At 64.8% G+C, this 25,185-nt stretch carries 19 protein-coding genes; 3 read left to right on the forward strand and 16 right to left on the reverse strand.

Annotated features, from left to right (window positions below; all coding sequences use genetic code 11):
* Nucleotides 1-138: 138 nt before the first annotated feature.
* The 4 genes from QUW25_RS01775 to ileS form a co-directional block, all read right to left on the reverse strand.
* Complete coding sequence (locus tag QUW25_RS01775) at nt 139-1,434, reverse strand: glycosyltransferase family 2 protein (protein WP_436317676.1); 1,296 nt, start codon at nt 1,432-1,434, stop codon at nt 139-141.
* 36 nt (nt 1,435-1,470) lie between these two features.
* Nucleotides 1,471-2,493: an RluA family pseudouridine synthase gene (locus QUW25_RS01780; protein ID WP_289510523.1), complete on the reverse strand. Its 1,023-nt coding sequence runs from the start codon at nt 2,491-2,493 to the stop codon at nt 1,471-1,473.
* Between the two features lie 291 nt (nt 2,494-2,784).
* Entirely contained in the window at nt 2,785-3,318 is a 534-nt protein-coding gene (lspA, locus tag QUW25_RS01785) for a signal peptidase II (RefSeq protein ID WP_289510524.1), read from the reverse strand.
* Nucleotides 3,319-3,321: 3 nt separating this feature from the next.
* The gene (gene ileS, locus QUW25_RS01790; RefSeq protein ID WP_289510735.1) at nt 3,322-6,105 is read right to left on the reverse strand and encodes an isoleucine--tRNA ligase; all 2,784 of its coding nucleotides are present in this window, start codon (nt 6,103-6,105) and stop codon (nt 3,322-3,324) included.
* Between the two features lie 538 nt (nt 6,106-6,643).
* Here ileS and QUW25_RS01795 point away from each other — a divergent pair.
* Nucleotides 6,644-8,545 (forward strand): fructose-1,6-bisphosphatase, encoded by a 1,902-nt coding sequence (locus QUW25_RS01795; RefSeq protein ID WP_289510525.1) that lies wholly within the window; start codon nt 6,644-6,646, stop codon nt 8,543-8,545.
* Between the two features lie 153 nt (nt 8,546-8,698).
* Nucleotides 8,699-10,600 (forward strand): ATP-dependent zinc metalloprotease FtsH, encoded by a 1,902-nt coding sequence (gene ftsH, locus QUW25_RS01800; RefSeq protein ID WP_289510526.1) that lies wholly within the window; start codon nt 8,699-8,701, stop codon nt 10,598-10,600.
* A gap of 379 nt (nt 10,601-10,979) precedes the next feature.
* On the opposite strand, the gene QUW25_RS01805 is transcribed toward ftsH, so the two are convergent.
* The gene (locus tag QUW25_RS01805; RefSeq protein ID WP_436317675.1) at nt 10,980-11,693 is read right to left on the reverse strand and encodes a TrmH family RNA methyltransferase; all 714 of its coding nucleotides are present in this window, start codon (nt 11,691-11,693) and stop codon (nt 10,980-10,982) included.
* Nucleotides 11,694-11,901: 208 nt separating this feature from the next.
* On the opposite strand from QUW25_RS01805, the gene QUW25_RS01810 reads away from it, so the two are divergent.
* Entirely contained in the window at nt 11,902-13,395 is a 1,494-nt protein-coding gene (locus tag QUW25_RS01810) for a L,D-transpeptidase (protein ID WP_289510528.1), read from the forward strand.
* A gap of 65 nt (nt 13,396-13,460) precedes the next feature.
* Here QUW25_RS01810 and ffh read toward each other — a convergent pair whose 3' ends face one another.
* The 11 genes from ffh to QUW25_RS01865 form a co-directional block, all read right to left on the reverse strand.
* Nucleotides 13,461-14,855: a signal recognition particle protein gene (gene ffh, locus QUW25_RS01815; protein WP_289510529.1), complete on the reverse strand. Its 1,395-nt coding sequence runs from the start codon at nt 14,853-14,855 to the stop codon at nt 13,461-13,463.
* A gap of 2 nt (nt 14,856-14,857) precedes the next feature.
* Nucleotides 14,858-15,757, reverse strand: coding sequence for a signal recognition particle-docking protein FtsY (gene ftsY / locus QUW25_RS01820; protein WP_289510736.1), 900 nt, complete (start codon nt 15,755-15,757; stop codon nt 14,858-14,860).
* Nucleotide 15,758: 1 nt separating this feature from the next.
* Nucleotides 15,759-19,295, reverse strand: a complete 3,537-nt coding sequence (gene smc, locus QUW25_RS01825; protein WP_289510530.1) for a chromosome segregation protein SMC — start codon at nt 19,293-19,295, stop codon at nt 15,759-15,761.
* Nucleotides 19,296-19,311: 16 nt separating this feature from the next.
* Nucleotides 19,312-20,040, reverse strand: coding sequence for a ribonuclease III (gene rnc / locus QUW25_RS01830; protein ID WP_289510531.1), 729 nt, complete (start codon nt 20,038-20,040; stop codon nt 19,312-19,314).
* A 17-nt stretch (nt 20,041-20,057) separates the two neighbouring features.
* Complete coding sequence (locus QUW25_RS01835) at nt 20,058-20,297, reverse strand: acyl carrier protein (protein ID WP_289510532.1); 240 nt, start codon at nt 20,295-20,297, stop codon at nt 20,058-20,060.
* Nucleotides 20,298-20,373: 76 nt separating this feature from the next.
* Nucleotides 20,374-21,360, reverse strand: coding sequence for a phosphate acyltransferase PlsX (gene plsX / locus QUW25_RS01840; protein ID WP_289510533.1), 987 nt, complete (start codon nt 21,358-21,360; stop codon nt 20,374-20,376).
* A 221-nt stretch (nt 21,361-21,581) separates the two neighbouring features.
* Nucleotides 21,582-22,091 carry a hypothetical protein gene (locus QUW25_RS01845; protein WP_289510534.1) on the reverse strand — a complete coding sequence of 170 codons (510 nt, stop codon included), beginning with the start codon at nt 22,089-22,091 and terminating at the stop codon, nt 21,582-21,584.
* 51 nt (nt 22,092-22,142) lie between these two features.
* Nucleotides 22,143-23,465, reverse strand: a complete 1,323-nt coding sequence (locus QUW25_RS01850; RefSeq protein WP_289510535.1) for a zinc ribbon domain-containing protein — start codon at nt 23,463-23,465, stop codon at nt 22,143-22,145.
* A gap of 262 nt (nt 23,466-23,727) precedes the next feature.
* Entirely contained in the window at nt 23,728-23,907 is a 180-nt protein-coding gene (gene rpmF, locus QUW25_RS01855) for a 50S ribosomal protein L32 (protein WP_289510536.1), read from the reverse strand.
* A 123-nt stretch (nt 23,908-24,030) separates the two neighbouring features.
* On the reverse strand, nt 24,031-24,606 hold the full coding sequence (locus QUW25_RS01860; protein WP_289510537.1) for a YceD family protein: 576 nt from the start codon (nt 24,604-24,606) through the stop codon (nt 24,031-24,033).
* Nucleotides 24,607-24,608: 2 nt separating this feature from the next.
* The gene (locus QUW25_RS01865; RefSeq protein WP_289510538.1) at nt 24,609-25,106 is read right to left on the reverse strand and encodes an ATPase; all 498 of its coding nucleotides are present in this window, start codon (nt 25,104-25,106) and stop codon (nt 24,609-24,611) included.
* Between the last annotated feature and the right edge of the window lie 79 nt (nt 25,107-25,185).

Raw genomic sequence — 25,185 nt, forward strand, 5'->3', positions numbered from 1 at the left:
GAGTGCGCCGAATCTTTGGATTGGCAGGCAAAAGGGGACGTGTTATTTCTCTCAGAGTTTTTGGGACAGGCCTGCCCACGCAAATTTGGGCAGGCCTGTCCCAAAAACTCTGAGAGAAATAACACGTCCCCTTTTGCCCTACGCGCCGGAACCGCCCACGACGTCGTCAACGTTGACGGCAATGTCGTGCTTGGTGGGCACCCACTCGACCTTCTTGAAGAGCGCGGCCACCGTAATGGGGATGTAGGTCATCATGAAAAACGGGAACGTGAAGATGTTCGTGACGACTCGCCACTTTTTCTTGGCGTGAATCTTCTTGCGCTCGGAAATCGTGGTGATCACCGCAAGGATGAGAAACACGACGTACATGGACGCAAAGGTCATGATGAGCGACCCCACGCACATGTCGAGCTCGGCCTGCGTGGCAATGAAGCCGTGGCTAAGCGAGCCCACGATGAGGTACGTCGCGTTCACAAAGAACGAGAGCAGCGTCAAGATCATGCCGGGCGCCACCGTCATGAGCATGTCGTAGCTCGCGAAGCGGCCCTTGGAGATGCCCTTCACCAGGTCGCGCCCGTAGCTAAAGAACACCTGGTAGAAGCCCTTGGTCCAGCGCATGCGCTGAGTCCAGGACGCCTTGAACGTGACGGGCTGCTCGTCGAAGAACTCCGCCGGCGCATAGCCGATCTGCACGTTGTTGGCGCAGCAGAACGTGGAGAACTGGATGTCCTCCGTGAGGGTGTGGAAGTCCCAGCCGTGCATACCGCGCACGATGCGCTCGGACACCATCCAGCCCGAGCCGGAGATGGCGCAGCTCGTGCCCATCATCATGCGCGCGTTGTTGAGGAACTTCGCCTCGCGCATGAACCAGAGCGCATAGGCGGCGCTCACCCACGAGGAGTCAAAGTTCTTGGAGTTGCGATACCCCGTGCAGACGAGGTAGCCCGCGTCAAAGGCCTGGTTCATAACTGAGATGAAGTCCTTTGAGACGAGGTTGTCCGCATCAAGGACGACAAACGCCTCGTACTTGTCGCCGTACTCGTTGAGGATGCGGTCGAAGCCGTAGTCGAGCGCCCAGCTCTTGCCGCGGCGCGCGAGGTCGTTGCGGTCCCAGACGATGGCGCCCGCCTTCTCTGCCTCGGCGTGCGTGTTGTCCGTGCAGGCGTCGCACACCACGAAGACGTCCATGAGCTCGCGCGGGTAGTTCTGCTCGAGGATGGAGCGCACGAGGTTGCCAATAACGACTTCCTCGTTGTGTGCCGAGATGAAGAAGGCGTAGCGGTGCTGCTTCTTGGCCTCGGGCAGCCTCACGGTGCCCTTGAACATCACGCGCAGCACATACACGATCTGGTAGAAGTACGCCAGCGTGAAGAACAGCCAGATGATCAGGTTGAAGATGACGAGCGGCGTGAGGCCAAACTTGTTGAGCTCCATCATGGGCATGGCGCACCCCTTGCGCTTCTCGGCGGACTATGCGGAGACGCCGAGCTGCGGGCAGATGTCCTCGCCCGCGGCGGTGCGCCCCATTGAGGTTTCCTTAAGAGATTCTAGTACATCGAGCAGGTCGTCCGGCAGGCGGTCGGCAAGCTCTATCGTCTCTCCGGAGACGGGATGGTCAAAGCGGATGTGCCAGGAGTGCAGGAACTGGCGAGAAAGACCGCGGTTGATGCGCTCGTCCCCGCGCCCGTAGAGCTGGTCGCCCACAAGCGGGTGGCCAATGTGGCGCATGTGCACGCGGATCTGGTGCGTGCGACCGGTGTAGAGGTGGCACTCCATGAGCGTGTACCCCTCGTCGCGCCTGCCCGCCTCAAAGCGCTCGAGCACGCGGAAGGTGGTGATGGCCTCGCGGGCCCCCGGCGCGTCCGAGACCGCCATCCGGATGCGGTCGCGCGTGGAGCGCGCGATGCCGGTCTCGATGGTGCCCTCGTCATGCGCCACGTAGCCGTGCACGAGCGTCACGTAGCGACGGTCGAGCACGCGCATGCGAATGAGGTCCTGGAGGGCCTTCTGCGTGGCGTCGTCCTTGGCGGCAACCATGAGCCCCGTCGTGTCCATGTCCAGGCGGTGCACGATGCCGGGGCGCTCCTCGCCCTGCAGCATGCCCAGGTGCTCGTAGCCGCAGTGGGCAACGAGGGCGTTGGCGAGCGTGTCGTCCACGTGGCCGGGACTCGGGTGGCACACCAGGCCCAGCTGCTTGGAGAGCACGATGAGGTAGTCGTCCTCAAAGCGGATGTCGAGCGGAATCTCCGGGTTGGGGCGCAGCGGCCCCGTGGGGGCGTCCGGCTCCTCAACGAGGGCGCGCACGCGGTCGCCGAGAAGGACCTTCTCGCTTTTGCTCGTGGCGGGGGTCTCGTTGATGGTGACGGCGCCCTCTTCGACGAGACGGGCGCAGGCGGAGCGGCTCGGCATGCCCTCGCCCGTGGCGAGAAAGGCGTCAAGCCTCATGCCATCGGACTCGGGCCCCACCAAGAGGTTCATCACGCGCGACGCCACAGGCTTTCTCCTCCCCCGTCTCGGGCGCTGCCATCGGCAGGCTATCGTATCACGGGGCGGAAGCGCCCACAGCGCCTACACGTACGGATGCAGTGGTGCTCGGTAAGCCGCCGGCGCACATGTTCCGCGAGTGCTCATGTTCCGCGAGTGCGCGAAACTCGGCCGCCATTCTCAAAAATAGCCCTTCTCGCGCAAAAATTACCCGCGGAAACGTTGGCGAGAAGGACGTCGTTTTGAAAACTCAAGCCGAATTTCGCACACTCGCGATCCTAGTGGAGTCAGCCGGCGGCGTCAGGCCGAATGCTCGGCAGAGCGCCCGCCATCGTGCTCGTGCTCCTGACGCGCATCCCAGCGCCACCAGAGAAACAGGGCGACGAACACCCCGCAGGTGACAAAAATGTCGGCCACATTGAAGATGGCAAAGTCCATGAACGTGGTTTTGAAGAAATCCGTGACGGCACCAAGCGTAACGCGATCGATGGCGTTGCCGATGCCGCCGCCCGCGACGCCCGCAACAACCAGCAGCAAAGAGAGCGGGACGTCGGTGCGGCGCCACGCCACCCAAAGGCCGGCGCAGCTTATCACGGCCGCAATGGCAACAAAGAGCGGACCCGCGCCCTCCCCCATCGAGAACGCAGCGCCGGTGTTGTAGACAAGGCTAAGTTCCATCACGCCCGGGATGAGCGTGACGGGCTCGCCGGGCACGAGCTCGGCGCGCGCGGCGCCCTTGCTCCACTGGTCAAGCGCCACGACCGCGGCGGCGACCAGCGCAAAGAGCGCCAGCCGCCGCACGCGGGCGGAAGTCGATGGGCCGGTCGCGGTCACGCGCTACTCCGCGTCCTCGAGCGCGGCCACGGCGTCGTGGCAACGCGGGCAGAGACCATCCTCGCCGAGCTCGCGGAAGTTCCAGCAGCGCGGGCACTTCTCGCCGTGCGCGGGCTCGACGGAGCAGGCGAGCTCCTCGCCCTGGGCGAGAAGGACCTCGGAGCAGACGAAGGGCTCCGCAAGGTCGCAGCCCTGCTCGCCGGAGAGGAGCGCGAGGGTCTCGGCCGGCGCCGTAAGCGTGGCGCGCGCGGCCTGCGTGGTCTTCTCGGTGAGCGTGCTGTCGGCGATGGCGGCCTCGTAGGCCTTGGTGAAGGCGGCGCGGGCCTCGACGACGGCATCGTAGGCGGCGAGGTAGGGCTCATAGACCTCGGCCGTCCAGGGAGCTTGGTACCAGTCGAGAAGGGCGGCGTACTCCTGGCCGTCGCGCAGCGACGCCGGGAGGTAGCTCATGGCCTCGTCGGTGGTGTAGACGAGGATGGGCTGAAGGTCGTGGACCAGCATCGAGAGGATCTGCGCCCACACGGTAAGCGCGGAGCGGCGCTCGAAGCCGTTCTTCTCGCCGCAGTAGACACGGTCCTTGGTGGCGTTGAGGTAGCCGTTGGAGAGCTCCGTGATCACGTAGTCGTAGAGGGTGCGGTAGACCACGTTGAAGCGATAGGACTCGTAGGCAGCGCTCACCTGGTCGTGGACCTGGCAGAGGCGCGCGAGCGTGAGCTTGTCGTACGGGAGGAGCTCGTCATACGGCACGGCGTCGGTCGCCGGGTCAAACTGGCCCTCGATCTCGCCCAGCAGGAAGCGCAGGGTGTTGCGGAAGCGGCGGTAGGCCTCGCCCACGTGGTCGAGGATGGAGTCGTCGCAGGGTATGTCGTTGGAGGTGTCCACCGAGGTGACCCAGAGGCGCAGGATGTCGGCGCCGCGGGTGTCGCACTCGGCGTTGGGGTCGATGACGTTGCCGAGCGACTTGGACATCTTGCGGCCCTGGCCGTCGAGCGTGAAGCCCTGGGAGACCACGGACTTGTACGGCGCCACGCCGTAGGCGCCCACGGAGGTCATGAGCGAGCTCATGAACCAGCCGCGGTGCTGGTCGGAGCCCTCGAGGTACATGTCAGCCGGGAACGTGAGGTTGTCGCGGTGGCGGCAGACGGCGGTGTGGGAGACGCCGGAGTCCCACCAGACGTCGAGAATGTCCTTGTTTGCCTTGAGGTGGTGAGAGCCGCACTTGGGGCAGACGCACGACTGCCCGAGGTAGCTCGCGGGGTCATCGGTGAACCAGGCGTCGGAGCCCTTGCTCCGGAAGAGCTCGATCACGGCGTCGAGCGTGTCGTCGTTCATTACGGTCTCGCCGCAGTCCTGGCACGTGAAGGCCGGGATGGGCACGCCCCAGTTACGCTGGCGGCTGATGCACCAGTCCGGGCGGCCCTCAACCATCGAGCCGATGCGCTTGATGGCGTGGGACGGGTAGAACTGGACCTTGGAGAGCTCCTCGAGCGACTGCTCGCGGAGGCTCTTGCCGCCGCGCAGGGGCTTGTCCATGGAGACGAACCACTGGCTCGTGGCGCGGAAGATGACGGGCTCCTTGCAGCGCCAGCAGTGCGGGTAGCTGTGGTTGATGTCCTCGTGAAGAATCAGCGTGCCGCGCTCGCGCAGCCACTCGATGATCTTGGGGTTGGCCTCGTTCACCTCCATGCCGGACCACGGGCCGCCTGTACCCATGCCGTCACCCACAAAGAAGCGGCCGTCGTCATCCACGGGCATGACCGTGGGGATGCCGAACTTCTGACCGGCGAGGTAGTCGTCCACGCCGTGGCCGGGAGCGCAGTGGACGATGCCCGTGCCGTCGTCTAGGGTGACGTAATCGGCGTAGATGAACTCGCCCGTCTCGCCCTGGTCGCCAAAGATCGGCTGCTTGTAGCGGTTGTGCGCGAGCTGCTCGCCCGTGGCGCGCCAGGGCTCGCCGTCCTCGCCGCGCACGAGCTCGACCTCGCCGTAGCCAAACTTGGCGGCGCAGCGCTCGGCGAGCGCTTCGGCCACGATCTCCGCGCGGCCGTCGTGGACGAGCGCCACGTAGGTGGCCTCGGGGTGGCAGATCACGGCGTCGTCGGCGGGAAGGGTCCACGGCGTGGTGGTCCAGATGTCAACGAAGAGCCTGCCGGCCCAGGCCTCGAGGCCCGCCGGGGTCGTGGTCATCTCAAAGCGCACGAAGATGGCCGGGCTGACCTCGTCACCGTACTCGATCTCCGCCTCGGCGAGGGCCGTGTGGCAGTGGGAGCACCAGTGCACGGGCTTGGAGCCCTGCGTGATGGCACCCGCGTCAAAGATGGCCTTGAAGATCTCGATGTCCGTGGCGTCGTAGTCGTTCACGTAGGTGAGGTAGGGGTTGTCCCACTCGCCCAGCACGCCCAGGCGCTTGAAGCCCTGGCGCTGGGTGTCAACCTGCTCCACGGCCATCTTGCGGCAGAGCTCGCGGATCTTCTCGGTGGGAAGCTGGTTGAACTTCTCGGTGCCGAGCATGGTCTCGACCTTGTGCTCGATTGGCTGGCCGTGGCAGTCCCAGCCGGGGACGTACGGCGTCTGGTAGCCGCGCATGGACCAGTAGCGGTTGATGATGTCCTTGGAGATCTTGTTCTGAGCGTGGCCGAGGTGGATGGGGCCGTTGGCATACGGGGGACCGTCGTGAAGGACGAACTTCTCGTGCCCCTCGTTCTTGGCGATCATCTGCTCGTAGACGTGGTTCTCCTCCCACATGGCCAGGCGCTTGGGCTCGTTCTGGGCCAGGCTGGCGCGCATGGGAAAGCCCGTGCTCGGCAGGTTGGTCGTTTTCTTGTACTCGTTTTTCGCCACGCTCTCCTCCTTCGTGATTCAAAAGGGGACAGACCCCTTTTGAATCATTTTCCCTCGGGCACAAAAAGCGCGCCCGTCCCTCCTGCTGGGACGAAGCGCGCATGCGACTTCGCTTGTGAACCACCCAGCGAGCGGATTTCCGCCTTACTCGGCTGGCCTGTGTCGGCGGCCACTCCGGCGACGCCTACTCACGGCGAGAAGAACGCTCCTCTCGGCGCTTTGGGGCCGCAGCTCGGGGGTGATCTTCGCCGGGACACGGCCGCGGGCTCCCACCGTCCCCGCTCTCTCTTGACCGCGCGACCCCGGGTACTCTCCCCTTCATCGCCTGTTGCAGCATGGTAGCACGTCAGCGTGGTGCGTCGCGTCAAAATGTTCGCAAAAGCGCAACCATGGAGACCTCGCAGGCACCTCACCAAAAAGTGGTTGCCTAATTTGATACCAGTGGCACAGAATGGGGTTCAGAGTCCACCACGAAGGGACGCCCATGGCAGACAAGGCACTCTCCCCCGCCAACCGCAAGTACCTCGAGCTCCTCTCCGAGAAGTTCCCCTCCGCGCAATCGGTCTACACGGAGATTATCAACCTCGAGGCCATCCTCAACCTCCCCAAAGGCACGGAGCACTTTGTCTCGGACGTGCACGGCGAGTACGACGCCTTCAAGCACATCCTCAACAACTGCTCCGGCGTCATCCGGGAGCGCGTGGCCGCCACCTTCCGCTTTGAGCTCACTCACGACGAGCAGGCCGACCTCTGCACCCTCATCTACTACCCGCACCGCAAGCTCCGCCGCCTGCGCTCCAGCGGCACGGCCACTCCGGAGTGGTACGCCATAACCCTCATGCGCCTCGTGCGCCTGGCGCGCTACCTCTCGGACTCCTACACGCGCTCCAAGGTGCGCAAGGCCATGCCCGTCGAGTATGCCTACATCATCGATGAGCTTCTCCACGCGGCCCCCGGCGAGGGCGAGCAGCGCCAGCGCTACCACCAGCGCATCATCGACACCATCGTGGACACCGGCTCGGCCGATGACTTCATCGTGAGCCTCGCCTCGCTCATCAAGCGCCTCGCCGTGGACCACCTCCACCTCGTGGGCGACGTCTTTGACCGCGGGTCGCACGCCGACAAGATCCTCGACCGCCTCATGGAGTACCACTCCGTGGACCTACAGTGGGGCAACCACGACATCGTGTGGATGGGTGCGGCCGCGGGTTCCGCCACGTGCCTTGCCGCCGTCATCCGCAACAACATCCGCTACGACTCGCTCAAGATCCTCGAGGGCGCCTACGGCATCTCCCTGCGCGAGCTCGCGCTCTTTGCGGAGGCAACCTATCGCGCAGACGACGCCATGAGCCCGCTCGAGAAGGCCATCTCGGTCATTCTCTTCAAGCTCGAGGGGCAGACCATCCTTCGTCACCCCAACTGGCACATGGAGGACCGCCTGCTGCTCGAGCACGTGGACCCCGCCCGGGGCGTCGCACGCGTGGGCGAGAAGGACTATGAGCTCACCACGAGCGACTTCCCCACGCTCAATCCGGGTGACCCCTACGCACTCTCCGAGGACGAGCTCCGCGTGATGGACAACCTCCTCGAGGCTGTGCGCACCTCGTACAAGCTGCAGAAGCACGTGAACTTCCTCTACGAGCACGGGAGCGCCTACCTCGTCCACAACAACGACGTGCTGTTCCACGCCTGCGTGCCCATGAACGAGGACGGCACGTTCCACCCCGTGAACCACCAAGGCCAGCTGCTCTCCGGCAAGGCCTATTACGACTACGCGGACAAGCTCGCGCGTCGCGCCTGGCACGAGCACGACGAGGTCTCGCTCGATTGGATGTGGTACCTCTGGTGCGGACGCTACTCCCCGCTCTCGGGCCGCGTGGTCAAGACCTTCGAGCGCACCTACTTCAAGGACCGCAGCACGTGGGAGGAACCTCGAGACCCCTACTACGCGCTCACGGATGACGAGCGCGTCTGCCGCCGAATCCTCGAGGAGTTTGGCGTAGACCCCAGCTGCGGCCACATCATCAACGGCCACACGCCCGTCCATGCCTCGGAGGGCGAAAAGGCCGTGCGCGCGGGGGGACGGCTCATCGTCATCGACGGAGGCTTCTGCCAGGCCTACCACAAGACCACCGGTATCGCCGGCTACACCCTCATCGCCGACCCGCGCGGCATGCGCATCAAGGCTCATCGCCCCTTCGGCTCAATTGCGGACGTCCTCGACCTCAACGCCGACATCATGAGCGACGACGACCGCTTCGAAGTAAGGCCGCACCCTCTCACGATCAACGACACGGACACCGGCGCCGACATCCGCGAGCAGATCGCCGACCTCCGGGCGCTTCTCAACGCCTACCGCTCTGGCGAGCTCCCCGAGCGCTCGTAAATTGTGACAATGGCGACAGGGTAGATTGTCACCATGGCCCAATGGTGACAATCTACCCTGTCACCATTGTCACAATTTACGCCGTCAGCTTTGTCACCAAAATGGGTATCAGATAACCCAAGTACCACCTCTTACGAAGGGTAAACGCAAAAGATGGACATGAACGAGAACAAGCGTCGTCGCTCGATGCTGCTCTACATCCTGGTCGCGATTATCGCGTACCTCGCGATCAGCCAGGCACTCGGAAGCGGCCTCACGGCGAGCCAGGTACAGAGCGTGACCTACACCGAGTTTCTCAACATGGTCGACGAGAACAAGGTCACAAAAGTTGACCTCAACACCGGGGACAACACGCTTACCTTTACGACAGGAGAAGGCGAGAGCCAGAAGATCTACGAGACCACCATGTGGCCGACAGATGACACCCTCATCCAACGGCTTGACGAACATGGGGTCAACGCTGACGCAAACATCCCGGACACCTCGGGTGACCTCTGGCTCATGCTGCTCATCTCCTACGGCCTGCCCATCCTCATCTTCCTCGGCATTGGCTGGTGGCTCAACCGCCGCATGAAGAAGGCCATGGGAGACGACGGCCCCTCCATGAACTTTGGCGGGGGCGGCTTTGGCATGGGCGGCGGCCTCGGCAAGTCCAACGCAAAGGAGATCAAGGGCGAGGACACCGGCGTAACCTTCAAGGACGTTGCCGGCCAGGACGAGGCCAAGGAGTCCCTGCAGGAGATCGTGAGCTTCCTCAAGAGCCCCGAGAAGTACAACGAGATCGGCGCGCGCTGCCCGCGCGGCGCGCTGCTCGTGGGCCCTCCGGGCACGGGCAAGACGCTCTTGGCCAAGGCCGTTGCCGGCGAGGCGGGCGTCACCTTCTTCCAGATTGCCGGCTCGGCCTTCGTGGAGATGTTCGTCGGCCGCGGCGCCGCCAAGGTGCGCGACCTCTTCAAGCAGGCCAACGAGAAGGCCCCCTGCATCATCTTCATCGACGAGATCGACGCCGTGGGCAAGCGGCGCGACAGCTCCCTCTCCTCCAACGACGAGCGCGAGCAGACCCTGAACCAGCTCCTCTCCGAGATGGACGGTTTCGACAACCACAAGGGCATCGTGGTTCTGGCCGCGACCAACCGCCCCGAGACGCTCGACCAGGCGCTCCTGCGCCCGGGCCGCTTTGACCGCCGCATCCCCGTCGAGCTCCCCGACCTCGCCGGCCGCGAGGCCATTCTCCAGATTCACGCCCATGACGTGAAGATGGAGCGCGGCATCGACCTTGGTGTAGTGGCTCGCTCCACGCCCGGCGCGTCCGGCGCGGACCTTGCCAACATCATCAACGAGGCGGCACTTCGCGCGGTGCGCTTCGGACGCAACCGCGTGACGCAGGAGGACCTGCTCGAGTCCGTCGACGTGGTCATCGCCGGCGAGAAGAAGAAGTCGACGGTCCTCTCCCCGCACGAGAAGGAGGTCGTCTCCTACCACGAGACGGGCCACGCCATCGTGGCGGCCATGCAGAAGGGCTCCGCCCCCGTCTCAAAGATCACGATCGTCCCGCGCACCTCGGGCGCGCTCGGCTTCACGATGCAGGTCGAGGAGGACGAGCACTTCCTCACCACGCGCCAGGAGGCAAAGGACAAGATCGCCGTTCTCTGCGGCGGCCGCGCGGCCGAGGAGCTCATCTTCAACGAGATGACCACCGGAGCCTCAAACGACATCGAGAAGGCCACCCAGCTCGCGCGCGCCATGGTCACGCAGTATGGCATGTCGGACAAGTTTGGCATGGTGCAGCTCGGCCAGCCTGCGAGCCGCTACCTCGGCGGCGGGCAGCAGCTCACCTGCTCCGAGGGCACGGCGCAGGAAATTGACGCCGAGGTCCAGGCGCTCGTCGAGGAGGGCCACCAGACCGCGCTCAGGACCCTGCGCGAGAACCGCTTCAAGCTGCATGAGATCGCCCACTACCTCCAGAAGAAGGAGACCATCACGGGCGACGAGTTCATGAACATCCTCACCCGCGACGACGGCTTTGCCCCCAAGATGCCCGCGCCGGAGCAGTAGCCACTCATCTTACGAGCACGCCCTCGGCCCCCGCGACCATGCTGAGTCGCGGGGGCCGCCTCTTCTCGCCGGTTCTTCTCGCGGTGTCTCAGGCGGTTCCGCCGACCTGGCAAAACACTTGGGTTTTGGGCAAAAGATTTGATGCCCTCACGCGCCTGAGAGCTCGCGCGCATAAAACATGTTGCCCAAAACCGGGATATACCATCTCTTAGATTAATTACTGGTGAGAAGAACTGGCCACTCGGACCAGTGACATAAAACTTGTTGCCCAAAACCCGGCAAAACCATTCGGAAACGAGAGCTCCGCGAGCACGAGAGGGTCAAAAACCCAAAACCGGCAGAAACGGTGCTAGGAAGAGAGGGGCTAACGCCTGTGCTCCTACCGGAAGAGCTGCCAGAAGGCCACGGCCGAGCTCGCGGCAACGTTGAGCGAGTCAACCCCATGGGACATGGGTATGATGACGCTCTTCTCGCACCCCTCGATCGCGGCGCGAGAAAGCCCGTACCCCTCGCTGCCAAAGAGGAGCGCGCGCTTCCCCAAACCGCGGAGGGACGCATCGTCAAGGGGGACGGCATCGGGATCGAGCGCCATCGCAAGGCATGAGAAGCCCTTCTCGCGCAGAATGCCGAGCGTCCGTGCGGGCCACTCCCCCTGCGCTGCGCGAGCCCAGGGCACCTGAAAGACGTTACCCATGGAGACGCGCACGGAGCGCCTGCAGAGCGGGTCCGCACAGCGGGGCGAGAGGATCACGGCATCCGCGCCGAGCGCCGCGGCATTGCGAAAGAGCGCTCCCACGTTAGAGACGTCCGTAAGGTCCTCGATCACCGCAACGTTGCGAGCCCCCTCGATCACCTCGGGCACGCTGCGCGGACGTGGCCGTCGCATGGCGCAGAGCAGGCCCCGCGTGAGACGAAACCCCGTCAGGTGCTCCATCTCGGCATGCGGGAGCACGAACGCCGGCACCTCATCTCCCGCGCGATCAAGCAGCTCGCGGCTTGACTCAAGGTCGCGCTCGTCAACAAGAAAAGAACAGGGCTCAACCCCACTTTTAAGGGCAACGTCCACCACGATATGAGACTCCGCGACGAGCACGCCCCTCTCGGCATTGATACGGTTCCGTAGCTGATGTTCTGTGAGCCGGGCAAAGACATCGAGCCTTTCGTCATTAAGAGTATCAAGCTGCAGGATTTGTGCCATGGCCTACCCTCCGCGCTCTTCGGTGTATGATGCACATGTGTTCAGCAAGTTTATGCCAGCCGACACCATCCGTCGACGCAGATAGCAAGGCGAGGTTCCCCATATGCCCAGCCACATGAGCTCCCCCCAGACGCCCTCCCCAAAGAAGGGCGGCGGGAAGAAGGCGCTCGTCGCAGTCCCCGTTACCCTCGCGGTCGTGCTCGGGGGCGCCTATTTTGGCGGCGTCTACGCATTTGGCCAGTATTTCATGCCAGGCACCACGCTTGAGGGACGAGACGTCTCCCTCAAGCCCCTCTCTGAGGTGGCCGCGGAGAAGGACGCTTCCTACGACGGCTTTGAGACCCACGTCTCCGGAAACGGCATCGACCTCACGATCAGCGCGAGCGACGTGGACCTCCGCTGCGACGGGGAGGCCTACGCCCAGTCCGCGATATCCTCCGTCGACCCCTGGGCGTGGCCGCTCGAGATCACCAGGTCCCACGAGCTCACCGCCAATGAGAGCATCTCATTTGACCGCGACAAGCTCGTCGCGCTCATCCAGCCCCTCATCGAGCAGAGCGCTCAGGCCGCAGACGCCACCGGGGCGAGCGGCATCACCTACAACGCCGATCAGGGCGCCTTCGTCATGAGTGACGACGTCGTCACCCAGCACCTCAACCTCGATGCCGTCGTAGACCGCATTGCCTCCGCCTTCTCGGCCCGCGAGACCGAGGTCACCATCGGTGATGAGTGCCTTGACGCCTCGGACTCCCTCGACGCCGTTCTCGACGCCGCCAATGCCTACCTCGCGGCAACCCCCGAGCTCACGCTCTCCGGCGAGAAGGCCTACGACCTCACGAAGGACATGGTCGCCAGCTGGGTCGTCATCGGCGAGGACCTCACGGTGGGCCTTGATGAGCAGGCCATCGCCGACTGGTGCCACGGCGAGCTCTCCGAGAAGCTCGACACCGTGGGCACCAAGCGCACCTACACGCGCCCCGACGGCAAGAAGTTCACGGTCTACGACGACCGCAGCAACTACAACTCCGACCCGTATGGATCGAGCGTCTACGGCTGGAGCATCGACGGCGAGAAGACCGCCCAGGAGATCATTTCCTGCCTCAAGGGTGGCCAGCCCTCCACCATCGAGATCCCGTGCCTCTCGACCGCCGCCTCGATCAACCCGGGTGGCCAAGACTGGCCCGACCGCTACATTGACGTAGACATAGACGCCCAGCACGCCACGTTCTTTGACGGCGGCGAGGTCATCTGGGAGGCCGACATCACCACCGGTCAGCCGAGCAAGCACAATGACACCCCCACCGGCGTGTGGGTCGTCGGCGCCAATGGTGGCGTCATGCAGGAGGGAGACGTCAACCTGCGTGGACCGCTGGACTCCTCCGGCAACCCCGAGTGGGACAGCCACGTGAACTTCTGGATCCCCGTGGTGCGCAACCTCGTGGGCTTCCACAACTGCCCGTGGCAGTACGAGTTTGGCGGGGACATCTACACCTACTACGGCAGCAACGGCTGCATCCGCATGAGCTACGAAAGTGCCGAGAAGCTTTACGACATCGTCGAGATGGGTGACGCCGTGGTCATCCACAAGGAGCCCTAGTCCTTCTTGGCATTCGATAGATTCTATCCGGAGCGCCGCCCGTTGCCGAGCGGCGCTCCGTTTGCCTAGAACGGGAACCTGCCGCCGCCCATTCCGCCGCCCATGTTGCGCATCATCTGCTGCATCGCGCGACGGCTCTTCTTGCCGCCCTTGCCACCCATCTGCTGGGCCATGCCGCGCATCTTGCCCATCATCTTGTTCATCTCGTCCCACTGCTTGATGAGCTGGTTGACCTCCTGGACGCTGCGGCCCGAGCCAACGGCGATGCGCTTGCGGCGCTGACCGTTGATGATCTTGGGACGGGCGCGCTCCTCCTTGGTCATGGAGTGAATGATCGCCTCGATACGGGTCATCTGGCTGTCGTCCATGCCGGCCGGCATCTGGCTCATGGCGCGCTCCATGCCCGGAATCATGCCCATGATCTTCTGCAGGCCGCCCATCTTGCGAATCTGCTGCATCTGCTTGAGGAGGTCGTCCATCGTGAAGCCCTCGCGCAGCATGCGCTCTGCGTCTTCCATCTGCTGCTCGTCGGCAACCTTCTGGGCCTGCTCGATGATGCCCACCACGTCGCCCATGCCAAGGATGCGCTTGGCCATGCGGTCGGGGTGGAAGACCTCGAGGGAGTCGGGCTTCTCCCCCATCGAGACGAACTTGATGGGCTTGCCGGTGACCTCGCGCACGGAAAGCGCTCCGCCGCCGCGCGCGTCGCCGTCGAGCTTGGACATGATGACGCCGTCAAAGTCAACCCGATTGGCAAACTCGGTGACCACGTTCACGATGTCCTGGCCCGTCATGGCGTCCACGACCATGAGGATCTGATCGGGGCGCACGGCGCGCTTGATGGCCACGGCCTCCTCCATCATCTCCTCGTCGATCTGAAGGCGTCCGGCGGTGTCCACGATCACGATGTCGTTCATGTGGTCCACGGCCTCCCGGATGGAGCCAGTGGCAACGGCGACGGCATCGCGGCCGTCGCCGCGATAGACCGAGACGCCAATCTCGCTGCCAAGCGTTGCAAGCTGGTCGGCGGCGGCGGGGCGATGCGTGTCGCAGGCAGCCAGAAGCGGGCTGTGGCCCTGGCTCTTGAGGAGGTAGGCCAGCTTGGCGGCGGCCGTCGTCTTGCCGGAGCCCTGCAGGCCCACGAGCATGATCACGTTGGGCGTGCGGTTCTGCGCAAGCGTGAGCTTGGAGTCCGTGGAGCCAAGAAGCACCGTGAGCTCGTCCAAAACGATGCGGACCACGTTTTGGGCCGGCGTGAGGGAGTCGAGCACGTCGGACTCGAGGCACTTCTCCTTGCAGCGCGCCACGAAGTTCTTGACCACGCGGAAGTTGACGTCGGCCTCGAGAAGGGCCATGCGAATCTCGCGCATGGCGACGTTGATGTCATCCTCCGTGAGGCGGCCCTTGCCGCGAAGCTTGTCAAAGGTGTCCTGGAGACGGTCGGAGAGGGAGTTGAACATGGCTACATCCCTTCGCCCACGAGCGCGCGGCAGAAGTCGAGCGCGTCAAAGGTCTGGAGGTCGTCGATCTTCTCGCCCACCCCAATGCGATAGATGGGCAGGCCGAGCTGGCTGGAAATGGCAAGGGCGATGCCGCCCTTTGCGGTGCCGTCGAGCTTGGTGACGATAAGGCCATCAAGCTCGAGCGCGTCGTTGAACTCCTTGGCCTGGTTGAGGCCGTTCTGGCCCGTAGTGGCATCGATGACGAGCACCACGCTCACCGGAATCGACGAGCGCTTGCGCGTGACGTTGACCACCTTGGCGAGCTCGCGCATGAGGTCGGAGGAAGTGTGCAGGCGCCCCGCGGTGTCGATGAGGACGAGCTGAGCGCCGCGCTTCTCGGCCTCCTCAACCACGTCATAGCAGACGCTCGCCGGGTCGGCGCCGCGCTCGCGCGTGATGACGTCGATTCCCGCGCGCTGCCCCCAAACCTCAAGCTGCTCAATGGCCGCCGCGCGGAACGTGTCCGCACCGCCAATCACGCAGGGCACGCCTGAGTCCTTGGCACGACCGGCAAGCTTGCCCACCGTGGTGGTCTTGCCCGCGCCGTTGATGCCCACAAAGAGCACGCAGCTCGGAAGGTCGGTGAAGGGGTCGCGGCTTGCGGCGGGAAACTCGGCCGCAAGACGGTGAATCAGGGCGTCGCGCAGCTGCTCCGCTCGCGTGAGGTTCTCGCGGGCGGCGCGCTCGCGGAGGTCGTCGGTCACGCGCATGGCAACCCCGGCTCCCATGTCGCCCATGACGAGCGTGTCCTCGAGGTCCTCCCAGAAGCTCTCGTCAACCTCGCCGCCCATGTAGAAGATCTCGTTGATCGCCTCGCGCGAGCGCTTGAGGCCCTGCTTCAGGCTGTCAAAGAATCCCATCTTACGCATCAACCACCTTTCCCGTGGCTTTGTCGAGCCTCTGCGAGACAACGCGGCTCACGCCGTCCGCCTGCATGGACACACCGTAGAGTACGTCGGCCTGCTCCATCGTGCGCCTCTGGTGAGAGATCACGATGAGCTGAGTGCTCTCCTTGAGCCGCTCAATGGCGTCGAGCAGCTTGGAGAGGTTGGAGTCGTCAAGCGCCGCCTCGACCTCGTCAAAGACGTAGAACGGGACGGTTCTGACCTTGTAGACCGCAAAGAGCAGCGCAAGCGCCGTGAGGGACTTCTCGCCGCCGCTCATGAGCATCATCTTGGCGATGCGCTTGCCGCGCGGCTGCGCCACGATCTCGATGCCGGTCTCGGAGGGGTTGTCTGGGTCGGTCATCTCAATGTGCGCCTGGCCGCCCGGGAAGAGCAGCGAGAAGATCTCCGAGAAGTTCCTGTTGACCTTCTCAAAGACCACAAGGAAGCGGTTTCTCATCTTGCGATCGATGGCGGCGGTGATCTTCTTGAGGGACGCACGGGCGCTCTCGAGGTCCGCGACCTGCTCGTCGATGTAGTCGGCGCGCTGCTTGAGGCGCAGGTATTCGTCCATGGCAACCGCGTTGACGGGGCCGATGGACTCGATCTGGCGCTTGAGCGTGGCCACGCGGCGCTCCGCAGCCTCGCGGTCGTCCGGAGCGGGAATCTGAAGCGCCTCGTCAAGGACGGCGCCCGTGGCAACGATGGCGTTGATGGCGGCCTCAACCTGGACCTCGAGCTTGCCGAGGTCGACCTTGACCTCGGAGGAGGCGGAGCGGGCGCGCTCCAGCTCGGCAGAGGCGGAGCTCACGGCCTCGCGCGCCTCCCCGATGGTGCGCTTGAGCGACTCGGAGTCGGCCTCCGCGAGGGAGGCGCGGTCCTTGAGGCGAGCGGCCCAGTCGAGCGCGCGCTCGCGGATGGCCTCATAGCGGTCGTAGAGCGGGTCAACGCGCAGGCGGACGACCTCAAGGGCACGAGAGGAGCGCTCCGTGGATGCAATGCGGAGCTCAAGGTCGGTGACGCTGCGGGCGAGCTCCCTCTCTCGCCTCTGGGCGTTGGCGCGTCGCTCGCTCGTCATGGCAAGCTCGAGACGAGCGTCAGAGAGGGCGCGGCTCGCCTTGCCCTGGGCTGCGATGGCGTCCTGGTGCTCGTCGTTCTTCTGCGAGAGGGCGTCCGCGAGCTCCTCGGCGCGCGCACGAGCGGAGCGAGCGGCACGGCGATGGCCCTCGATCTGCTCGCGCGCCTCGGCGGCCCTCGTTGCGGCGGCCTCGCGCCTCTTAGTCACCTGCGAGCGCTCGGAGGAGGCAGCGGAGATCTGCGCCTCGAGCCTACCGCGCTCGGAGGTTGCCGAGGAGAGCTCGGCGGAGAGTCGGGCGACCTCGCCCTTGGTGGCCGCCTCCTCCTCGCGAGCCGCCGCGAGCGCGGACTCCGCGTCAGAGACGCCCTGGATGGCATCCTCGAGCGCCTCCGCAAGGCCTCCCAGGCTCTTCTCGAGCGCGCGAATCCTGCGTTTGCGCTCGAGGGCGCCCGTCTCGTTGGACGGCGCGGAGCCAACGTGGATGCGGCCGTCCGGAAGCACCGCAACACCCTCGCGCGTGACAAAGGTGAGGCCGGGGAACTTCCCGTGCGCCGCAAGGGCGGCCGCGGGGTCATCAACGAGCCGCACATCGCCGAGAAGCGAGAAGAGCAGGTCGCGCGAGGCGTCTGAGACGCGCAGGCGCTCGGCGAGCGGAACGCCGGGGGCATCCTGCACGGGCTCCCGCGTGAACGCGGAGAGGGAGACGATGGTCGCGCGACCGGCTGCGTCCTCAAGGGCAAGCGCGCTCGAGACGAGCCTGCCCGCAGAAGAGGCGTCAGGGACCACGAGGGCGGCGAGGTCGTCTCCCAGCAGCTGCTCGACGAGCGACTCGAGGTCCTTGTCGGCGTCTATGAGGTCAGCGAGACGGCATGTGGCGCTGTCACCGGCCTCCGCCGCAAGCGCCGCCACAAGCGGGCTTGCCTTCTCCACCTCGGCGTCAACGGAGCGCAGGGCGTCAAGGGTGGCCTGCGCCGATGAGAGCGCGGTACGCGCCTCCGACTCTGCGCTGCGCGCGGAGACGAGCTCCTGGCTGCGCTGGGTGATGGAGCGCGCCAGGGCGGCGGAACGCTCGCGCGCCTCGGAGAGCTCGGCCTCAACGCGCTCCGCGTGACGGGCGCGCTCCGAGAGCGCCTCCTCGGCGGTGCGCACGGTCTCGTCGAGCTGCTCAAGGCGCGAGGAGAACATCTCATCCTCAACCTCAGCGTTAGAAATCTGGTCCTCGAGCTTTGCGTAGGCAAGCGTCTCGCGGTCCGCCTCTGAGCGGGCGGCGCGCTCATCGGAGGTGATGCGCGCCATCTCGGCGTCCAGGGCACGGCGACGCTCAACCGCCTCGTGGGAGGCAGCCGAGAGCTCGTCGACCGAGCCTCTGAGGTCCTCCTCGCGCACGAGCAGGTCAGAGAGCTCGTCCGCAAGGCGGTCGTGCTCGCGCGCGGCGTCTCCGCGCTGCTTCTCCATGGCAGAGAGCTGCATGCGCATGTCGGAGAGGCGCGAGATCATGTTCTTGCCCTTCTCCTCGAGAAGGCGCATGTCGGAGTCCATCCGACCAAGAATGTCCTGCATCCTGCGGCGCTGCTCGCCGAGGTCGCCCACAAAGAGGCCCTTCTGCTCAAGCAGCGATTGGAGCTTCTCGAGCTCGCGGCTTTTCTCGTCATAGCGATACTGTGCGAGCTCGATGGCGGCGTCGGCCTCCTTGTCGCGCGCCGCGAGAAGGTTGTAGCTCGTCTGGAGACGACGAAGGTCGTCAACGTAGAGCTGCACCTCGAGCTCCTTGAGCTCGTCCTCGAGGGCACGTGCGCGCTGAGCCTTGTCGACCTGGCGCTCCAGGGGCTTGAGCTGACGGGCAAGCTCGCGCGAGACGACCTTGGCGCGGGCGAGGTTCTCGTCCATCGAGGCGAGCTTGCGCTCGCTGCGCTCCTTGCGGCGGCGATGCTTTGAGATGTCGGCCGCCTCCTCGATGAGGGCACGGCGCTCCTCGGGGCGGCTCGAGAGGATGGAGTCGAGCTTGCCCTGGGAGATGATCGAGTGCGTGTCCTTGCCGAGGCCAGAGTCGTGCAGGATGTCCTGCACGTCCATAAGGCGGCTCGGGGAGCCGTTGATGAGGTACTCGGACTCGCCGGAACGGTACATCCGCCTCGTGATGCCCACCTCGTTGAAGTCAATGGGCAACGTGTGATCGGAGTTGTCGAGCACGAGCGTGACCTCGGCCACGCCCACCGCGCCGCGCGCGGAGGAGCCGGAGAAGATGACATCCTCCATGGCCTGGCCGCGGAGCTGCTTTGCGCTCTGCTCGCCAAGAACCCAGAGGATGGCGTCCGAGACGTTGGACTTGCCGGAGCCGTTCGGCCCCACCACGACGGTGAGTCCCGGGTCAAAGCTCATCTGCGTCTTGTCCGCAAACGACTTGAATCCCTTGAGTGTGAGCGACTTCAGGTACACGCGGTGCTACTCCTTGCTAGTTGGTGGTGCCGGCGCCCTCGAAGTCGCCCGTCTCGGCATAGCCAAGACTGACGAGGGCGTCAACGGCGGCCGCGCTCTCGGAGGACTTCTTCGAGGGGCCGGAGCCGCGACCGATCCTTCTGCCACCGACCATCACGACGGAGGTGAAGGTTGGGTCGTGAGCGGGGCCCTCCTCCGAGACGAGCTTGTACTCGGGGCCGCAGTGCATGTCGCGCTGCGCGACCTCCTGCAGGCGAGACTTGGGGCTGATGGGCTTTCTCGCCAGAGCCGGGGAGACCTCGGGGCCAAGCGTCTCCAAGACAAACTCGTGGGTCACGCGATACCCCGCGTCAAGGTAGAGGGCACCAACAAGGGCCTCGTAGACGTTCTCCAGGGCCGAGTGCATGCCCCGGGCGCCCGTGCCCTTCTCGGACTCCCCCATCACGATGAGCGGTGCCACGCCGAGCCGCTCGGCAACGCTCGAGAGCATCTTGCCGGAGACGAGGCTGATCTTTGCCTGCGTGAGGGCGCCCTCGTCCATGTCCGGGAAGCGCTCAAAGAGGTCCGTGGCAACGATGGCGCCGAGGATGGAGTCACCGAGAAACTCAAGGCGCTCGTAGGACGCGGAGACGCCCTTGCCCTCCGCGGCGGAGGGGTGCGTGAGCGCAGACTCGATGAGCTCCTGTCTCTCAAAGTGGTGGCCGCAGATCCTCTCGGCCTCGGCCACTCTGTGGTGCATCTTCAACGAACGAGCCCCCTGCTTTACTGCGCGCCGGAAATGGCGTCGACGACCTCGCCGACCGTGGCAATGGAGCCCACCGCGTCATCGGCAAACGTCATGGAGAACTCGTCCTCGAGGGCGGTCACGAGCTCGAGCAGGTCAAACGAGTCCGCACCAAGCTCCTTGAGGTTGGTGGCCTCGCTCAGCTGCACGTCGCTTCCAAGAGAGAGCGTGTCCTCAACGACCTCGATGACCTTTGCGAGAATGGCGTCACGATCCATGGTTCCTCCTCAGGTTTGCACATTTCATACAATTCTACCCGCTGCGCGAAAAAGGGACAGTCCCTTTTCGTCATCCTCACGAGAGGTCGCAGGCAGCGGCGATCTTCTCAGAGAGGCCGGCACGGGCGGCGCGGGCGGCGGCAAGCGTGCCCATGCGCACGGCCTGGGCGCTCGTGGCACCGTGACCCTTGACCACCGGGGCCCTCAGGCCAAGCAGGATGGCGCCGCCGTACTCGTCGCCGGACATCTCGGCTGCAAGGGACTTGAGCGACTTGGCGAGAAGCGCCATGCCGATCTTGTTAGTAAGCGACTCCCCCATCGCAGCCTTGAGGCGCTTGATGACAAACTTGCCGGTGCCCTCGATGGACTTGAGGGCCACGTTGCCGGTAAAGCCGTCGGCCACGATAACGTCGAAGGTTCCGGCGAGAAGATCGGTGCCCTCGGCGTTGCCCGCAAAGCCGCAGTTGCCCTTCTCGAGAGCCGCGTGATAGGCAAGCGCCATCTCGGAGCCCTTGGTGTCCTCGGAGCCGTTGCAGAGAAGGCCCACACGCGGGTCCTCCACGCCCAGGATCGCGCGGCTGTAGGCGCGCCCCATGTGCGCAAACTGAACCATGACGTCCGGCTTCACGTCCGCGTTGGCTCCCATGTCAAGAAAGACCGTGGGCTTTCCAGAGATGCCCGGGAACGGCAGCGAGAGCGCGGGGCGCTTGATGCCCTTGATGCGACCCACGCCAAAGGTCGCAGCGGTGAGCACGGCTCCCGTGGAGCCGGCGGAGAAGAGGCCGTCCGCCTCGCCGGCGTGAACCGCCGCCGCGGCGCGCACGATGGAGGCGTCCTTCTTGGCGCGCACCGCCTGCGCGGGGTGCTCGGACATGGTAATGACCTCGGTGGTCACGAGTGCGCGGGCCCTATCGTGGCTCGCGCAGAACGGCTCGACAACGTCCGCCGCGCCGGCAACGAGCACCGAGAGGTCGGCGTCGTCGGCAAGGGCCTGGGCAACGCCGTCGAGAAGAACCTCGGGCTCCTTGTCGGCGCCCATGACGTCTACGCAGATGGTGGTCATGCTTCCTCCTTCGTGGGGGCACACGGCGAGCTCCGGGCCGCCCCGTAACATACGCGTCTATTATGCCGCAAGCCAGGGGACCACGCTCTTCTCGCCCGGCGTTTCCGGGCGGGCGCCGAACACCCTCTCGCATACGGATGTCAGACGGAGAGCGCAAAAGAGGCCGACCCCGAAGGGCCGGCCTCAGCACAAGTGGTGAGCAGGTGCGCAGGGGAAGGTGCCTACCACGTAGGACGCCACGTCATGAAGAAGAGCTCGGTGTCAACGGAATTGTCCGGGTTCAGGTACGTCCCGGCGGCCATCTCGCGATCGTCCGAGATGAAGCCGATGCTCTTCATTCCCTCCGGAAGGCCCAAGCTGGACGGGGCGTCTTGAATGGAGTAGGTAACGTACTCGTCATCGGGGACCTTGAGCGCATCGGCGGCCGCGCGCACATGCGCGGGCACGGACCCATCGAGAAGGAACTCGCGCCCGGCGATGGCAACCCAGCCGGTTCCCTCGTCGCGCCAGCCGGCGGCCTTGAGGACGTCGCGCTCGGCGGCGTCAGTCGTGTAGTGGTGCGTGCTGGAGGTGGCGTAGGGGTTGTAGAGGCGGTAGAGGTGCACGCCCTCGCCTCCGCTTGTGTTGGCGCCCGCGGCGGCCAGGGCGCTCGTCGGTGCCGACACCAGCGCGCCGAGCGCCACCGCAGCGGCGAGCACGCCGCCCATGAACACTTTTCCAAGCTTTCTCATGAGAAATTCTTTCAAGATGTTGCCGCAGGGACGGCAACGTCCCCCGAATGCCTAATTACTCTCGGAGTCATCGGCAGTCGCGGCATTCGCAGGCCCGCTCGTAAGGTCGTTTACCTGCGCAAGCGCACGGTTGAGCAAAACGGCGACCATCACCCACGTGAACACGGTGAGCAGCGCCTGAAGGACGGTGAACGAGTCCAGACCGGACGCGTACTCGGCGGCTCCGGCGAGAAGTCCCTTGAGGCCAAGAACCGCAAAGAACGAGGCGTCCAGCATCGGGACGCCATCAAAGTCAATCACCCAGAGAACGCGCACGGCAAGGATGAGACCCAAAAACCGCAGGAACGACTGTGAGGTGAGGCATGAGGGCTGAAGCCCCTCTCCTCTGTCGCACAGGGCGAGCGCGCCGCCAAGGATGGCACACGTTACCACATGCCCGCCAAGCGCCTGCATCGCAAGCACGAGACCCTGCATGCCCATTGCGGAAAAGAGCTCGCTGATCGAGATTTCATGAAACGCCACGAGCGACATAATCTTGCCGAGCCCGTCAAACAGCGAGAAGCCCGCGCCCACCGCGGCTCCCACGAGCATGCCGGAGAAGACGTAGTTCCTGTGCGGCAGACGGCTCATGAAGACGTAGATGAGGGCAGCCTGGGCAAGCGTTGAGATGACTGAGCTCAGGATCGCACCGAAGGCGCCGAAGCTGCTGGAGAGGGACTCGACCAGCGTGACCACGAGCTGGGAGAACGCCCCGCCCACGAAGAGGATGCCCAGGACCGCCGCGAGGCTCAGGTTTCTTGGGGCGTTAGTCTCGAAAAAGAAGGTCAGCACCGTCACGTTGACGATGAGGACCGACATCAGCATGAACCCGGCAAAGCCGGCGTAGTAGCTCGCGTGCGCCCCGGATCCGTTGACAACGAGGTACGAGATGCCCCAGAAGCACGCCAGCGAGACAAGAAGGACCAGGAACACACGAGAGTAGAGCCACGGGTGCGGCCACTCGCGCGAAATCTCCGAGATCGACGGCGTAGTCGTTGGCCCGCCACAGGCGAAGAGCTCCTCCGCCTCCTCTCGGCCGTGGTGCTTGAGCACCCGATCAAAGAAGTCAGCAAAGCGCAGGTCCACATGGCCGGTTCCACCGGCGATCTCGTTCAGCTTGTCGGCCGCCTGGCCCACGGCGTGCGTGGCGGCATCGGCAACGTTGCGCGCAACCTGCGACGCCGTCCGGACGACGTCAACGCTGTTGGGCTGGGACGATGCCCCCTCGTCAAACGCCGCCGACCCCGCGGGCCTATCTTCGCCCTGCTCGACACCGCACTTGGGGCAGCGATCCGCGTCCTCGGGAACCTCACTCCCGCACGTCTTACAGAACATGTTTCTCTCACCTTCCAAGTAGGCCAAAACGAGAAGACACGTGTCGTGCCCCGACCATCGTGGGGCACATGCGACCCAGAGAACGCGCGGCGCGCCACCTCGTAAACGAAGAACTCGGTGAGAACATAGTCGGCCCTCACAGCCCGTGTCAAGCTGAAATCGACGAAGCGGGGAGGCACAGGCTTCCCGGTGCGGCCCCTTAGACACGAAAAAGGCCGGCCCCGCAAGGGAGCCGGCCTGGCACGTCGATAATCGCCGAGCGCTACTCGGTGACGATGACCTCGCGGTCCTTGTAGTGACCGCAGTTGGGGCAAACGTGGTGCGGAAGCTTGGGAGCGCCGCACTGCGGGCACACGGAGCGGGCCGGAGCCGCGAGCTTGCTGTTAGCCGAACGACGGGTGTGGGTGGCGCCGCGGCCCTTCTTTTGCTTGGGTACTGCCATGTCAAAACCTCTCTTGTTCCGTACCTACGTCCGCCGAGCGCGCACGGCGGCCATAATCACCAGATTCATGCAAGGCGATACTATAGCACGTCCTCGAATAAAGCGCACGAGAACAGCAATTCTTCACTCCCCGCGCTCGGGCTCGCCCGAAAGGTCGAGGCCGGCCAAGGCCGCAAAGGGCGACGAGCTGAGCCTCTCCTCCTCGCGCTCGGCCTCGATCTGCTCCGCGTGACCGCAGTCCCCCTCGTTGAGGTTGGCGCCGCAGACGGGGCAGAGCCCCTTGCAGTCCTCCCGACAGAGCACCACAAAGGGAGTCTCCATCACAAGGGCCGTGAGCAGGGCGCCGGAGAGGTCGATCGTGCGATCCGACGAGACGAGCTCGTAGTCCGCCTCATCCTCGTCCTCGCCAAGCTCCTCGGGCTCCTCGAAGAGGTAGTATTCGTCAACCTCTGAGGTAACGTCGAAGTCAGCGTCGCCCAGGCAGCGGTCGCACGTCCCCACAACGTGGGCGCGGAGGAGCCCCGTGACGAGGATGCCCTCCCCCGCGTTGGTGAGCACGACGTCGTAGTCGATCCCCCGCGGGAGAGAGAAGTCGTGGTCGCCAAGCGTGTAGCCTGCCTCATCGAGATGCGCCGCGATGGACCATGTGTCACCGGGGTTGGCGAGACGATCGTCAACCGAAACGACGATAGGCTCCATGGCTACCAGGGCACGTTGTTGGTGGTGTTGCGCGGACCGGAGTTCTCGTCGAGGGTCTGGCGCACGCGGGAGACGGAGCTCGTGAGGCTCTTGAGGTTCTCCTCGAGGTGCGCGAGGACCGTGTCGGCGTACTCCTCGGCGTTGTAGCGCGTGTCGCGCTCATACTGGGCCGCCTGATCGCGGATGCCGTCGGCCTGCTGCTGGGCAAGGCGGACGATCTCCTGGTCGCCGGCAAGAATCATCGCCTGCTGCTGGGCGTCGGCAATGATGGAGTTGGCCTGCTGCTGGGCACGGTCGAGCGTCTCCTGCTCCTCCTTAATGATGCGGCGAGCATCCTGGAACTCCTGCGGGAAGACGCGGCGAATCTCATCGAGAATCTCGTAAACGTCCTGTGCGTCGACGATCTTCTTGGTGCCGTTGTCCATGAGGGGGGACTTGGCCTCGTTCACAATCTGCTCGAGCTCGTCGACCAAGCTCTCGATTTCCTCACCTGGCTGCATCTATGGATCCTTTCGCGTGACTCATCGGGTGCCTGGTTTCCCCGGCATTCGAACAGCATGTTAGCAGATTGTTCTCACT

Source organism: Thermophilibacter provencensis (assembly GCF_030372065.1).
GTDB lineage: Bacteria > Actinomycetota > Coriobacteriia > Coriobacteriales > Atopobiaceae > Thermophilibacter > Thermophilibacter provencensis_A.

What these genes read in the sequence shown, in the direction of transcription:
- QUW25_RS01775 (WP_436317676.1), bottom strand. Translation starts at nt 1,434, where the DNA reads ATGGAGCTCAACAAGTTTGGCCTCACGCCGCTCGTCATCTTCAACCTG.
- ileS (WP_289510735.1), bottom strand. Translation starts at nt 6,105, where the DNA reads ATGCGCGCCAGCCTGGCCCAGAACGAGCCCAAGCGCCTGGCCATGTGG.
- QUW25_RS01795 (WP_289510525.1), top strand. Translation starts at nt 6,644, where the DNA reads ATGGCAGACAAGGCACTCTCCCCCGCCAACCGCAAGTACCTCGAGCTC.
- ftsH (WP_289510526.1), top strand. Translation starts at nt 8,699, where the DNA reads ATGGACATGAACGAGAACAAGCGTCGTCGCTCGATGCTGCTCTACATC.
- QUW25_RS01810 (WP_289510528.1), top strand. Translation starts at nt 11,902, where the DNA reads ATGCCCAGCCACATGAGCTCCCCCCAGACGCCCTCCCCAAAGAAGGGC.
- ffh (WP_289510529.1), bottom strand. Translation starts at nt 14,855, where the DNA reads ATGTTCAACTCCCTCTCCGACCGTCTCCAGGACACCTTTGACAAGCTT.
- ftsY (WP_289510736.1), bottom strand. Translation starts at nt 15,757, where the DNA reads ATGGGATTCTTTGACAGCCTGAAGCAGGGCCTCAAGCGCTCGCGCGAG.
- QUW25_RS01835 (WP_289510532.1), bottom strand. Translation starts at nt 20,297, where the DNA reads ATGGATCGTGACGCCATTCTCGCAAAGGTCATCGAGGTCGTTGAGGAC.
- plsX (WP_289510533.1), bottom strand. Translation starts at nt 21,360, where the DNA reads ATGACCACCATCTGCGTAGACGTCATGGGCGCCGACAAGGAGCCCGAG.
- QUW25_RS01845 (WP_289510534.1), bottom strand. Translation starts at nt 22,091, where the DNA reads ATGAGAAAGCTTGGAAAAGTGTTCATGGGCGGCGTGCTCGCCGCTGCG.
- QUW25_RS01850 (WP_289510535.1), bottom strand. Translation starts at nt 23,465, where the DNA reads ATGTTCTGTAAGACGTGCGGGAGTGAGGTTCCCGAGGACGCGGATCGC.
- rpmF (WP_289510536.1), bottom strand. Translation starts at nt 23,907, where the DNA reads ATGGCAGTACCCAAGCAAAAGAAGGGCCGCGGCGCCACCCACACCCGT.
- QUW25_RS01860 (WP_289510537.1), bottom strand. Translation starts at nt 24,606, where the DNA reads ATGGAGCCTATCGTCGTTTCGGTTGACGATCGTCTCGCCAACCCCGGT.
- QUW25_RS01865 (WP_289510538.1), bottom strand. Translation starts at nt 25,106, where the DNA reads ATGCAGCCAGGTGAGGAAATCGAGAGCTTGGTCGACGAGCTCGAGCAG.